Origin of the sequence: Pseudomonas sp. Seg1 (assembly GCF_018326005.1) — a bacterium.
In the GTDB taxonomy this organism is placed as follows: Bacteria; Pseudomonadota; Gammaproteobacteria; order Pseudomonadales; family Pseudomonadaceae; genus Aquipseudomonas.
The window spans coordinates 1,214,638-1,227,254 of record NZ_AP021903.1 but is presented as its reverse complement, the minus strand read 5'-3'; the positions used below and the strand labels follow the sequence as shown (position 1 = coordinate 1,227,254).

General features: G+C 60.4%; 11 protein-coding genes. 7 read left to right on the top strand and 4 right to left on the bottom strand.

Annotated features, from left to right (window positions below; genetic code table 11):
• Positions 1-48 precede the first annotated feature (48 nt).
• Together lptG and lptF are read right to left on the bottom strand one after the other, a co-directional pair.
• The gene (gene lptG / locus KI231_RS05280) at positions 49-1,110 is read right to left on the bottom strand and encodes an LPS export ABC transporter permease LptG (protein ID WP_103306372.1); all 1,062 of its coding nucleotides are present in this window, start codon (positions 1,108-1,110) and stop codon (positions 49-51) included.
• Positions 1,103-2,224, bottom strand: coding sequence for an LPS export ABC transporter permease LptF (gene lptF, locus KI231_RS05275; RefSeq protein ID WP_103306371.1), 1,122 nt, complete (start codon positions 2,222-2,224; stop codon positions 1,103-1,105). The genes lptG and lptF overlap by 8 nt, the downstream gene beginning before the upstream one ends.
• A gap of 308 nt (positions 2,225-2,532) precedes the next feature.
• Here lptF and KI231_RS05270 point away from each other — a divergent pair, with 308 nt between their 5' ends.
• The 5 genes from KI231_RS05270 to rlmF all read left to right on the top strand — a co-directional run bounded on the left by KI231_RS05270 (position 2,533) and on the right by rlmF (position 9,244).
• Positions 2,533-4,023 (top strand): leucyl aminopeptidase, encoded by a 1,491-nt coding sequence (locus KI231_RS05270; protein WP_213027636.1) that lies wholly within the window; start codon positions 2,533-2,535, stop codon positions 4,021-4,023.
• Positions 4,024-4,083: 60 nt separating this feature from the next.
• Positions 4,084-4,512: a DNA polymerase III subunit chi gene (locus KI231_RS05265; RefSeq protein ID WP_213027635.1), complete on the top strand. Its 429-nt coding sequence runs from the start codon at positions 4,084-4,086 to the stop codon at positions 4,510-4,512.
• 8 nt (positions 4,513-4,520) lie between these two features.
• Complete coding sequence (locus KI231_RS05260; protein ID WP_103306368.1) at positions 4,521-4,916, top strand: DNA polymerase III subunit chi; 396 nt, start codon at positions 4,521-4,523, stop codon at positions 4,914-4,916.
• Between the two features lie 202 nt (positions 4,917-5,118).
• Complete coding sequence (locus KI231_RS05255; RefSeq protein WP_213027634.1) at positions 5,119-7,965, top strand: valine--tRNA ligase; 2,847 nt, start codon at positions 5,119-5,121, stop codon at positions 7,963-7,965.
• 259 nt (positions 7,966-8,224) lie between these two features.
• Positions 8,225-9,244, top strand: a complete 1,020-nt coding sequence (gene rlmF / locus KI231_RS05250) for a 23S rRNA (adenine(1618)-N(6))-methyltransferase RlmF (RefSeq protein WP_103305218.1) — start codon at positions 8,225-8,227, stop codon at positions 9,242-9,244.
• 190 nt (positions 9,245-9,434) lie between these two features.
• Here the strand turns inward: rlmF and KI231_RS05245 are convergent, their stop codons facing one another.
• Positions 9,435-9,716: an HU family DNA-binding protein gene (locus KI231_RS05245; protein WP_003221909.1), complete on the bottom strand. Its 282-nt coding sequence runs from the start codon at positions 9,714-9,716 to the stop codon at positions 9,435-9,437.
• A 395-nt stretch (positions 9,717-10,111) separates the two neighbouring features.
• Here KI231_RS05245 and yejK point away from each other — a divergent pair, with 395 nt between their 5' ends.
• Complete coding sequence (gene yejK, locus KI231_RS05240) at positions 10,112-11,116, top strand: nucleoid-associated protein YejK (protein ID WP_103305217.1); 1,005 nt, start codon at positions 10,112-10,114, stop codon at positions 11,114-11,116.
• Positions 11,116-11,466, top strand: coding sequence for a glutaredoxin family protein (locus KI231_RS05235; RefSeq protein ID WP_034154584.1), 351 nt, complete (start codon positions 11,116-11,118; stop codon positions 11,464-11,466). The genes yejK and KI231_RS05235 overlap by 1 nt, the downstream gene beginning before the upstream one ends.
• A gap of 169 nt (positions 11,467-11,635) precedes the next feature.
• Here the strand turns inward: KI231_RS05235 and KI231_RS05230 are convergent, their stop codons facing one another.
• On the bottom strand, positions 11,636-12,571 hold the full coding sequence (locus tag KI231_RS05230; RefSeq protein WP_213027633.1) for a glutathione S-transferase family protein: 936 nt from the start codon (positions 12,569-12,571) through the stop codon (positions 11,636-11,638).
• Between the last annotated feature and the right edge of the window lie 46 nt (positions 12,572-12,617).

Below are 12,617 nucleotides of genomic sequence, written 5' to 3'. Positions count from 1 at the left end.
GTCGATCGAGGCGTTTTCAGGGTTACGCAGCGGATGAAAGCTTGTTCATCAACCCGCTCGTCTAAGCAGCCAGACACCTGCCAGCGCGCAGACACCGGCCGGCACCAGCACCGCAAACAGCGGCGAGAACCCGAACACCAGGCTCGACGGGCCGAGCAAATCCTGGACGATACGGAAGGTGAAGCCCACCAGTACACCGGTGAACACACGCTGGCCGAGGGTCACCGAACGCAGCGGACCGAAGATGAACGAGATGGCCATCAGCACCAGCGCCGCGGTCACCAACGGCTGCAACACCTTGACCCAAAATGCCAGCCAGTAACGGCCGTTGCTCAAGCCCTGCTCGGAGAGATAGTGGATGTAACCCCACAGACCACTGATCGACAGCGATTCCGGGGCCATCACCACGGTGCTGAGCAGTTGCGGGCTCAACGCCACGTCCCACTGCTCGTTCGGGGTATTGACGACTTCAGTGCTGCGCTCATGAAACTTCGTGGTGGCAACGTCGGTAAGCTGCCATTTGGTGCCGTCGAACTCCGCCTTCTTGGCGAAACTTGAACTCAGCAGATGGCGTTCCTTGTCGAAGTGATAGCGGGTCACGCCATACAACAAGCCGTTAGGTTGCACGGCGTTGATGTGGATGAACTCCTCACCCTGACGGTGCCACATACCGTGCTTGGCGCTTTGCGCGTCGCCGCTGCCCTGGGCCAGCGAGCGATTGGCCTGGGCCATGCTTTCGGTCGCCGGAGCAACGTATTCGCCGATCAGCACGCCCGCCAGCATCAGCACCAGCATCGGTTTCATCACCGCCCAGACGATACGGCCGATGGACACGCCAGCGGCGCGCATCACTGTCAGTTCACTGCTGCTGGCCAGACTGCCGAGGCCGATCAGGCAGCCAATCAACGCCGCCATCGGCAGCATTTCATAGAGCCGGCGCGGCGCGGTCAGCAAGACAAAACTCAGGACATCAACCAGCGTATAGGTATCGCTGACGTCGCCCATTTCATCGATGAAAGCGAACAACGTCGCCAGACCGAGAATGATTGCCAACACGGCGATGATCGCCATGAACACGCTGCTGCCGATGTAGCGGTCGAGTTTAACCACGGGCCACCTCCAGCGCAGCGGCGCGACGGCTGGCCATCTTCAGACGCAGAGGCTCCCAGTACAGCAGGCCGAGGCCGATGAACAGGAAGATTGCGTGCACCCACCACAAGCCGAGCGCTGGCGGGATCTTGCCTTTTTCAAGGGCGCCGCGGGCGGCAATCAGGATGGTCAGGTAAGCCATATAAAGAAGAATCGCCGGCAGCAGCTTGAGGAAACGCCCTTGGCGCGGATTGACTCGCGACAGCGGCACCGCCATCAGGGTCACGATGAACACCAGCAGTGGCAGGGACAGACGCCATTGCAGTTCGGTTTTCGAGCGAATGTCATCACTGCCCAGCAGAGCCGAGGTCGGCATGGCGTCACGGTCAGTGACCTCTTCGCTGACGTCCGGTTTGGGCAGCAGCACACCGTAGGTTTCGTAATGGATGGCGCGATAGTCGGCCTGTCCCGGGCTGCCGTCGTAGCGGTAGCCGTTGTCGAGAATCAGGTAGCGGTTGCCGTCAGGGCGGACTTCCTGACGGCCCTTTTCGGCCACCAGCACGGAAATCCCGCGGTCCTTCTGATCGGCGCCGAGGTTCTTCTGCGAGATGAACACACTGCCGAGATTGACGCGATCGTCGCTCAGGGTCTCGGTGTAGGTCACCCGGGTACCGTCACGCAGGGCCTGGAAGCGACCTGGCTCAAGGGTGTCGAATTCGGTCAGGGCGTCCTGCTTGTTCAGCAGCAGCTGGAACTGATTGGCGCCTTGCGGGGCCAGCCCCAGGCTCAACCATGCCACGACCAGGGCCACCAGCGTCGCCGGAAACAGGGTCATGCGCAGCAAGCGTTGCTGGCTCATGCCCGTGGCCGAGAGCACGGTCATCTCGCTTTCCAGGTACAGGCGACCGTAGGCCAGCAGGATCCCGAGGAACAGGCCCAGCGGCAGAATCAGTTGCAGGAAGCCCGGCAGACGAAAGCCCATGATCAGGAACAGCGAACCCGGATCGAGCTGGCCGGCGGCGGCCTGAGCGAGGTATTTGATGAAGCGACCGCTCATGATGATGACCAGCAACACCGCACTCACGGCGCTGAGGGTCAACAGGACTTCGCGGGACAGATAACGGAAGACGATCAAACCAGACACTCCAGGGTTGTCAGGCTAAGGCGGCCAAACAAGCAAACACATCGACCGGCCCGCAACGCAGAGCCGTCGAAAAAAGATGCGGCATTATCCTGTGATTGGGGGCGCCTGTCACTGCGCACACTCATCGGCGTGTGCATTACGTAGAAGATCGTACAACCGAGGGTTGTCAGGCGCGGGGAGCGAGGTTCAAACTGCGGCCCTTGTCGCAGGCTTTGGCCTGCGCCTCTTCTATCTATAAGCGGGCGACTGCGGACACCGTCGAACGCCTGTGTGTTGACCATTCATTCAGGGATCCGGACATGGAACTGGTTGTAAAAAGCGTTAGCCCAGAAACGTTGAAAACCGCCACCCTGGTGGTTGCCGTCGGCGAAGGCCGCAAACTCGGCGTCGCCGCCAAGCAGGTCGACGAACTGAGCGGCGGCGCGATCAGCGCTGTACTCAAGCGTGGCGATCTGGCCGGCAAGGTCGGTCAGAGCCTGCTGCTGCACAGCCTGCCTAACCTGAAAGCCGAACGCGTGCTGCTGGTCGGCGTGGGCAAGGATGAAGAACTGGGCGACCGTCCATTCCGCAAAATCGTTGCCGCCATCCTCAACACGCTGAAAGGCCTGGGCGGCAGCGACGCCGTGCTGGCGCTGGATGAAATCATTGTCAAAAACCGCGACAGCTACGGCAAGACCCGTCTGCTGGCAGAAACTCTGGTAGATGGCGAATACACTTTCGACCAGTTCAAGAGCCAGAAAGCCGAGCCGCGTGCGCTGAAGAAAATCACCCTGCTGACCATCAAGGCTGCGCAAGCCGAAGTGCAACGCGCTGTGAGTCACGCCACTGCGATCGCCAACGGCATGGCTTTCACCCGCGATCTGGGTAACCTGCCGCCGAATATCTGCCACCCGACGTTCCTTGGCGAACAAGCGAAGAATCTGGGCAAAGAGTTCAAGGATCTGAAAGTCGAAGTGCTCGACGAGAAAAAGATCAAGTCGCTGGGCATGGGTTCGTTCTACGCCGTTGGCCAGGGCAGCGCCCAACCACCGCGCCTGATCGTCATGCAATACAACGGCGGCAAGAAATCCGAGAAGCCGTACGCACTGGTCGGCAAAGGCATCACCTTCGACACTGGCGGCATCAGCCTGAAGCCGGGCGCCGGCATGGACGAGATGAAGTACGACATGGGCGGCGCTGCCTCCGTGTTCGGTACCCTGCGCGCCGTGCTTGAGCTGAAGCTGCCGATCAACCTGGTGTGCATCCTCGCCTGCGCGGAAAACATGCCGAGCGGCAACGCGTCGCGTCCTGGCGACATCGTCACCACCATGAGCGGCCAGACCGTGGAAATCCTCAACACCGACGCCGAAGGCCGTCTGGTACTGTGCGATGCCCTGACCTACTCCGAACGCTTCAAGCCGCAAGCAGTAATCGACATCGCCACCCTGACCGGCGCTTGCGTGGTTGCACTGGGCGCTCACACCTCGGGCCTGCTGGGCAACAATGACGAGCTGATCAATCAACTGCTCAGCGCCGGCAAGACTGCCGATGACCGCGCCTGGCAACTGCCGCTGTTCGACGAGTACCAGGAGCAACTGGACAGCCCGTTCGCCGACATCGCCAACATCGGCGGACCGAAGGCCGGCACCATCACCGCTGCCTGCTTCCTGTCGCGCTTCACCAAGAACCTCAACTGGGCGCACCTGGACATCGCGGGTACCGCATGGACGAGCGGCGGTAAGGACAAGGGCGCCACTGGCCGTCCGGTTCCGCTGCTGACCCAATACCTGCTGGACCGCGCAAAAGCCTGAAACCGATGAACCTGGGCGGCGTCACTTTGCAGTGACGCTGCTCAAGGCTCAGGAACCGCAATGACCAAAGTCGACTTCTATATCCTGCCCAGCGCCGATCCGTCGGCACGCCTGGATTTTGCCTGCAAGCTCACCGAGAAAGCCTGGCGCATGGGCCACCGCATCTACCTGCACTGCAGCGATGCCGCTCAGCGCGAAGATCTCGATGCGCGCCTGTGGGCGTTCAAAGGCGAAAGCTTCGTGCCCCACGGCCCTGCCGACAGCGAACCGGACGGTTTGATTGTGTTGGGTTTGGGCGATGACTGCGGCGAGCATCAGGATTTGCTGGTCAATCTCGACCTGAAAGTCCCGGCCTTTGCCAACAAGTTCGCCCGGGTGGCGGAAGTGGTGGTGGAAGACCCGACCATTCGAGCCGCAGCGCGGGAGAGTTTTCGTTTCTACCGCGAACAGGGCTATCCTCTGCAAGATCACCGTTTACAGCGACTCTGAGCACTCCAATGGACACTCCGAAACCGCAGCAAAAGTCCGCACACCTGTTGGACGATCTCGAATCGATCCGTCAGTTGCTCGGCGACGACAACCTGCAACCGCCCCTGCTGACCGATACGGTCGATGAGGGTGAACAGGAACAGATTCCGATGCTGTTCGACTCGGTTGGCAATGAGCCACCCGCCGTCGAACCGCCTCCCGCGCCAACCCCGACACCCGCCGCGCAACCTGCCGCAACCGTCGACAAAGGCCCGGACGCCCTGCTCCACCTGGACAGCGAATTGCGCGCCGCTGCGCAATTGATCATGCAAGACGTGATCGACGACTTCGCCCCGCACATCGAAACCGAAATCAAACGCCGCCTCGACGCGCGGATGGAGCGGCTGCTCAGCCAGTACGAATAATTCCTCGATCGCCCCTGTGGGAGCTGGCTTGCCAGCGATAGCATCACTGCGGTTTTCCTGAAAAACCGCGGCGCCTGCATCGCTGGCAAGCCAGCTCCCACATTTAAGCCTCCACCCGCCCCTCCCCCGCTCGCCCTCGGCCCCATGCCCCGCTATACTTCCCGGCTTTTCCTGAATAAATGCCAATAGGGTCCCGCCGCGCATGGATAAGACCTACCAGCCGCACGCCATTGAAACTTCCTGGTACAACACCTGGGAGTCCGAGAACTATTTCGCACCGCAAGGCGCGGGCGATTCCTACACCATCATGATCCCGCCGCCGAACGTCACCGGCAGCCTGCACATGGGTCACGGTTTCAACAACGCGATCATGGACGCCCTGATCCGTTTCCGCCGCATGCAGGGTCGCAACACCCTGTGGCAGCCGGGCACCGACCACGCCGGTATCGCCACGCAGATGCTGGTGGAGCGTCAACTGGAAGCCACCGGCCAGAACCGTCATGACCTGGGCCGCGAGAAATTCCTCGAGAAAGTCTGGGAGTGGAAGGATCAGTCGGGCGGCAACATCAGCCGGCAGATCCGTCGCCTCGGCTCGTCCGTAGACTGGAGCCGCGAGCGCTTCACCATGGACGACGGCCTCTCGGAAGCGGTTAAAGAAGCTTTCGTGCGCCTGCACGAAGACGGCCTGATCTATCGCGGCAAGCGCCTGGTCAACTGGGACACCAAATTGCACACGGCGATTTCCGATCTCGAAGTGGAAAACCACGACGAGAAAGGTTTCCTGTGGAATCTGAAGTACCCGCTGGCCGACGGCGCGAAAACCGCTGAAGGCAACGATTACCTGATCGTCGCGACCACTCGTCCGGAAACCATGCTCGGCGACTCCGCCGTGGCCGTTAACCCGAACGACGAGCGCTACAAAGCCCTGATCGGCAAGTTTGTCGAGCTGCCACTGGTTGGCCGCCGCATCCCGATCATTGCCGACGACTACTGCGATCCTGAATTCGGCACCGGTTGCGTGAAAATCACCCCGGCCCATGATTTCAACGACTACGAAGTCGGCAAACGCCACAACCTGCCGTTGCTGAACATCTTCGACAAGAACGCCAACGTGCTGCCTGCGGCGCAGGTGTTCAACCTCGACGGCACGCTGAACGACAGCATCGACGGCAAGATCCCGGCTGAATATGCAGGTCTCGAGCGCTTCGAAGCGCGCAAGCAGATCGTCGCTGCGTTCGACGCCGCCGGCCTGCTGGTCAGCGTCGACGATCACAACCTGAAAGTGCCGAAGGGCGATCGCTCCGGCACCGTCATCGAGCCGTGGCTGACCGACCAGTGGTACGTGTCGACCAAGCCGTTGGCTGAGCCGGCGATTGCTGCCGTTGAAGACGGCCGTATCCAGTTCGTGCCGAAGCAGTACGAAAACATGTACTTCTCGTGGATGCGCGACATCCAGGACTGGTGCATCAGCCGTCAGTTGTGGTGGGGCCACCGGATTCCGGCCTGGTACGACGAGTCGGGCAAGGTCTACGTCGGCCGCGACGAAGCCGAAGTGCGTGCCAAGCACAACCTCGGCCCGGACGTTGCGCTGCAACAGGACAACGACGTGCTCGACACCTGGTTCAGCGCGGGCCTGTGGACCTTCTCCACCCTCGGCTGGCCGGAAAAGACCGAGTTCCTGAAGAAATTCCACTCCACCGACGTGCTGGTCACCGGTTTCGACATCATTTTCTTCTGGGTTGCCCGGATGATCATGCTGACGATGCACCTGATCAAGAACGAGGACGGCACGCCGCAGGTGCCGTTCAAGACCGTTTATGTACACGGTCTGGTGCGTGATGGCCAAGGCCAGAAGATGTCCAAGTCCAAGGGCAACGTCCTTGACCCGCTGGACATCATCGACGGTATCGAGCTTGAAGCGCTGGTGCAAAAACGCACCTCGGGCATGATGCAGCCGAAAATGGCGAAGAAGATCGAGAAGCAGACCCGCGACGAATTCGCCGACGGCATTGCCAGCTACGGCACCGACGCCCTGCGTTTCACCTTCTGCTCGCTGGCGTCGACCGGTCGCGACATCAAGTTCGACATGGGCCGCGTCGAAGGCTATCGCAACTTCTGCAACAAGATCTGGAACGCCGCGCGTTATGTTCTGGACAAGGGCGAAGACTGCGGCCAGAACGGCGAAGCCTACGAGCTGTCGCTGGCGGATCGCTGGATCATCTCGCAACTGCAACGCACTGAAGCCGAAGTGACCCGTCAACTCGATCAGTTCCGTTTCGACCTCGCCGCGCAAGCGCTGTACGAGTTCATCTGGAACCAGTACTGCGACTGGTACCTGGAATTGTCCAAGCCTGTGCTGTGGGACGAAAACGCTCCGGTTGAACGTCAGCGCGGCACCCGCCGTACGTTGGTTCGCGTACTGGAAGTGGCGCTACGTCTGGCGCATCCGTTCATGCCGTTCATCACTGAAGAAATCTGGCAGCGCATCGCGCCGCTGGCCGGCATTCAGGGCAAGACGATCATGCTGCAACCTTGGCCAGTGGCCAACGAAGAGCGCATCGATCCGGCCGCCGAAAACGACATCGAATGGCTCAAGGAACTGATGCTCGGCACGCGTAATATCCGTGGTGAAATGAACATCGGCCCGGGCAAACCGCTGCCGATCTACCTGAAAAACGTCAGCGCTGAAGACCAGCGTCGCCTGACCGAGAACGAAGCGCTGCTGAAGAAGCTGGCGCGTCTGGAATCGATCACCGTTCTTGCTGCTGGCGAAGAAGCGCCACTGTCCGCTACCGCTCTGGTGGGCGAGATGGAAGTTCTGGTGCCAATGGCCGGTCTGATCGACAAGGGCGCTGAGCTTGCGCGTCTGGACAAGGAAATCCTGCGTCTGCAGGGCGAAGTCCAGCGTGTTGGCGGCAAACTGTCCAACGCCGGTTTCGTTGACAAGGCCCCGGCCGAAGTCATCGAGAAGGAACGCGCCAAACTGGCCGAGGCTGAACAGGCCTTGGGAAAACTGGCCGAGCAGCACGCGCGGATTTCCAGCCTGTAAGGGCAAGCCGCGATGAAAAAGGGAGGCCACATTGGCCTCCTTTTTTTGTTTCTGCAATTTCACAGCCACCGAAGAACCCTGTGGGAGGGGGCTTGCCCGCGATAGCGTCGGGTCAGGCGACATTTATGTTGACTGATACACCGCCATCGCGGGCAAGCCGGCTCCCACAGGCTCCTCGGTGTTCTTTGCATTACGTTCACAGCGGCTGGATGTGGGACAATACCCGCCACTTTCAGCCATACCCGAATCGACCACGCCCATGACCGCCCCCCGCACACCCAAACCTGCGCGCAAGAAACCTGACTCCGCGACCCCGGCCAAAGCCGTTGAACCGCGTGAAAAGGCCAGCCTGCACCCGCGCAATCGCCATCAGGGTCGTTACGACTTCCCGGCGCTGATCAAGACCACGCCAGAACTGGCGAAATTCGTGATCATCAATCCGTATGGCAAGGAAAGCATCGACTTCGCCAGTCCGGACGCGGTACGGGTGTTCAACCGGGCGCTGCTCAAGTCGTTCTATGGCATTCAGCATTGGGACATCCCGGCCGATTACCTCTGCCCGCCAGTGCCGGGCCGTGCCGATTACGTGCACTTCCTCGCCGACCTGCTGGCCAGCATGAACGACGGCAAGGTCCCGCGCGGCGCGATCGTCAACGTGCTGGACATCGGCATGGGCGCCAACTGCGTTTATCCGCTGATCGGTAACAGCGAATACCGCTGGCACTTCCTTGGCTCGGAAATCGACCCGACAGCCGTTGCCGCTGCCACGGCCATCGTCCAGTCCAACGACCTGAACAAGGTCATCAAGCTGCGCCAACAGGAGAACCGCAAGCACATCCTGATTGGTCTGCTGGAACCGGGCGAGCGTTTTGACCTGACCATGTGCAACCCGCCGTTCCACGCTTCGATGGACGAGGCGACCAAGGGCAGCGAGCGTAAATGGCGCGCACTGGGCAAGGCTGACCCGAAACGCAAACTGCCGGTACTGAACTTTGGTGGGCAGTCGGCCGAGTTGTGGTGTGAAGGGGGCGAAGCGCGTTTCGTGACGCAACTGATCGCCGAGAGCGCGAACTTCCAGCACAAAGTGCTGTGGTTCAGCACCCTGGTGTCGAAAGCCTCGAACCTGCCAGCCATCGAAACGGCGCTGAAAAAGGCCGGTGTACTGGAAAGTCAGGTTGTTGAGATGTCTCAAGGACAGAAACAGAGCCGCTTCGTCGCCTGGACCTTCCAGACCAAGTCCGAACAGCAGATCTGGCGTCGCGAGCGCTGGACCCGCTAACGCAGCGCAGCCCCCTGTAGGAGCGAGCCTGCTCGCAATAGCGATATATCAGTCGACATTCAAGGTGACTGACCCACCGCTTTCGCGAGCATGCTCGCTCCTACAAAGGTTGAGCGTGCATCGCCAAATCGCAGACACAAAAAAACCGTGCCCGGATCGCTCCGGAGCACGGTTTTTTTATCGCTGCGTCTTACTTGTTCACAGCGTCGGTCAGGCCTTTGGCCACAACCAGCTTGATCACTTTCTTTGCAGGGATTTCGATGGCAGCGCCAGTCGAAGGGTTACGGCCAGTGCGGGCAGGACGCTCGGTCACTTTCAGCTTGCCGATACCTGGCAAGGTGATTTCGCCGCCGTTTTCCAGCTGATCGGCAACGATTTGGCCCAGTTGGTCCAGAGCGTTACGCGCGGTGGTTTTCGGCGCGTCGATAGCTTCAGCGATGTCGGCGATCAGTTGGTCTTTAGTAAGAGCCATGTAGTGTTCCTTCCCTATCAAATTCATATGGATTGCAGAGTGCAGTGTCAGCCATCGAGCCCGATCTTCTGGATCTGGCACCCTCGGCGATAACCACGACGAGTCGGGTTATAGATACCGAAATCAGGGTTTGGTTCGACCTGACAAATGCTGATTGCACGCTTAACGCAGTGACTTCGCGTAAGACCGGGCAAAACTAGCACAGAGACGGGGAAATATCCGCCTCTAGCTACCCATTTGGTCAGGTTTATTGCTCTAAATCGGTAAAAAACTGCATAAGGGCCGCTACCCGCCCCGGATTTTCCCTTCACCCCGCGCCAAAACCAGTGGTTGCGGTACACTGGGCGCTTTTTCGGGGGAGCCTGCCCTCCTCCCTTCCAACAGCCGAGAAGCCCATGCCGATCCGTCATTGCATCGTCCACCTGATCGACAAAAAACCCGACGGCACGCCCGCAGTTCTGCACGCCCGTGACACGGAACTGGCCGAGTCTGCAGCCATCGAGAACATGCTCGCCGACCTCAACGAGAGCTATAACGCCAAACAGGGCAAAGCCTGGGGCCTGTTCCATCCGGAATCCGGTGCGTTCCCGTTCAGCGGCTGGCTGAAGGAGTACATGGAGGGCGGCCGCGACTTCACCGCGTTCAGCAAAGTCGCCGTCGAGCACCTGCAGAAGCTGATGGAAGAATCGAACCTGTCGGTCGGTGGCCACGTGCTGTTCGCCCACTACCAGCAAGGCATGACCGATTACCTGGCGATCGCCCTGCTGCACCACAGCGAAGGTGTGGCGGTGACCGACGAGCTGGACGTGACCCCGTCGCGCCACCTCGACCTCGGTCAGTTGCACCTGGCGGCGCGGATCAATGTCTCCGAATGGCAGAACAACAAGCAGTCCAAGCAATACATTTCGTTTATCAAGGGCAAGAACGGTAAAAAGGTTTCGGAATACTTCCGCGATTTCATCGGCTGCCAGGAAGGTGTCGACGGCCCGGGCGAGACCCGCACCCTGCTCAAGGCTTTCAGCGACTTCGTCGAAAGCGAAGACCTGCCGGAAGACTCCGCCCGCGAGAAAACCAAGACTCTGGTGGATTACGCCAGCAGCCAGGCCAAGCTCGGCGAGCCGATGGGCCTGGAAGAGCTGTCGGAGCTGATCGACGAAGAGCGCCCGAAAGCCTTCTACGATCACATCCGCAACAAGGACTACGGCCTGTCGCCAGAGATCCCGGCGGATAAGCGCACCCTCAACCAGTTCCGTCGCTTCACCGGCCGCGCCGAAGGCCTGTCGATCAGCTTTGAAGCGCACCTGCTGGGCTCGAAGATCGAGTACGACGAAGAGGCTGGCACGCTGGTGATCAAAGGCCTGCCGACGTCGCTCACCGATCAGCTGAAGCGCCGCAACTGATGCTGGGCAATGTGCTGAAGAAGGTCGCGCTGGTTCTGCTGGTGGTCGTGGTTTATCAGAACTGGGGCAAGATCGAGCGGGTGTTTAATCCGTCGCAGATGGTCGCGGAGCAGACGCGGGCTCAAGCCAATGTTGTGCTCTATGCCACCGACTGGTGTGGCTACTGCAAGCAGACCAAGCGCTTTCTTGACAGCAAGGGGATTCCTTTCAAGGAGTTCGATATCGAGAAGGATGCTGAAGCGCGCAAGGCGTATGAGGCATTGGGCGGGCGCGGGATTCCGCTCATCGACGTGAACGGCACGTTGATTCGCGGGTTTGACCCGGACGAAATCCTCGCCGCCCTGAAATAACGCACTCCCCTGTGGCGAGGGGATTTATCCCCGATGGGCAGCAAAGCGGCCCCAGCTTTTCAGCCGCAATGCGCATTGACAGGATTAGCGCCTGCTGCGCAGCCGATCGGGGATAAATACCCTCGCCACAATTGCTCCTCTCACCACCAGGTCAGATTCGACTTGCTGATCAGCGTGCTTCGATACGGAAGCCGAAGCGCGGGAAGTGCACATGCACCACACCGCCACGCTCGTCTTCACGGCGCAGGATCAGCTCTTCACGGCCGGCAAACAGCAACTCACCCACCACCGGATCAACCCCGTAATCCGTCGCGGCAATCGCCACTTGCTGCCCAGCCTTGAAGACGTTCGGATCGACGAACTGCTCATCCGGCAACGCCGCCGGTGTCGCATTATGCGCAACCTCCAACGCCTCTTCCGAGGTCATCTCGCTCGCCGCACCGTGGCCAAAACCCAGCACACGACCCAACCAGGCCGAAACAGCCGGATACTCATCCACCAGCGGCGCGGTCACGTGAGTCGCTTTGAGGAACCACAATGGATGCGCCAGCGCGAAGTCAGCAATCGACGGCTCACCAAACAGGAAGTCGCCCTGCTCGCGCTGCAACTGCTGCTCCAGGCGCGCCATGATCGTTGGCCATTGATGCTTGGCCTGTTCAGCCGACAGCCGGGTGGCACTGCCGCCACTGAACAGACCGGCACGGTCGGCAATGAACGCCTTGATCGCTTCCGGCGGCAGCTTGCCGAAACGGACCGCCACTGACTCAGGCTGAAACACCAGGCTGACCGCATGCTGGAACACCACCGAATCGGCCCACGCCGCGAAACTGGCGCTGGTCATTTCCTGACCTTCGGGGAAAAACGCCGGCAGGGCTTTTTCCTGCTCCAGACGACGGGCGATCAACGATGTGTCGCAGTAGATGTCGGCACCGATCTGCAGCACCGGGGTCTTGCGATAACCGCCGGTCAGGGCCGTCAGATCCGGCTTCGGCATCACCGGCGAGATATGCACCGAACGCCAGGACAAGCCTTTGAAACCCAACAGCAGGCGGGCCTTTTCGGCAAATGGGGAGGTCGGGTAGTGGTGCAGAATCAACTCGGACATGCTCGGCTCCGCCGCTCAGATAGTGAGTCGGCAGCTTAGCGCGCAT

Coding starts and splice junctions, on each gene's coding strand:
- KI231_RS05270 (WP_213027636.1), top strand. CDS start 2,533: ATGGAACTGGTTGTAAAAAGCGTTAGCCCAGAAACGTTGAAAACCGCC.
- KI231_RS05265 (WP_213027635.1), top strand. CDS start 4,084: ATGACCAAAGTCGACTTCTATATCCTGCCCAGCGCCGATCCGTCGGCA.
- KI231_RS05260 (WP_103306368.1), top strand. CDS start 4,521: ATGGACACTCCGAAACCGCAGCAAAAGTCCGCACACCTGTTGGACGAT.
- KI231_RS05255 (WP_213027634.1), top strand. CDS start 5,119: ATGGATAAGACCTACCAGCCGCACGCCATTGAAACTTCCTGGTACAAC.
- rlmF (WP_103305218.1), top strand. CDS start 8,225: ATGACCGCCCCCCGCACACCCAAACCTGCGCGCAAGAAACCTGACTCC.
- KI231_RS05245 (WP_003221909.1), bottom strand. CDS start 9,716: ATGGCTCTTACTAAAGACCAACTGATCGCCGACATCGCTGAAGCTATC.
- yejK (WP_103305217.1), top strand. CDS start 10,112: ATGCCGATCCGTCATTGCATCGTCCACCTGATCGACAAAAAACCCGAC.
- KI231_RS05235 (WP_034154584.1), top strand. CDS start 11,116: ATGCTGGGCAATGTGCTGAAGAAGGTCGCGCTGGTTCTGCTGGTGGTC.
- KI231_RS05230 (WP_213027633.1), bottom strand. CDS start 12,571: ATGTCCGAGTTGATTCTGCACCACTACCCGACCTCCCCATTTGCCGAA.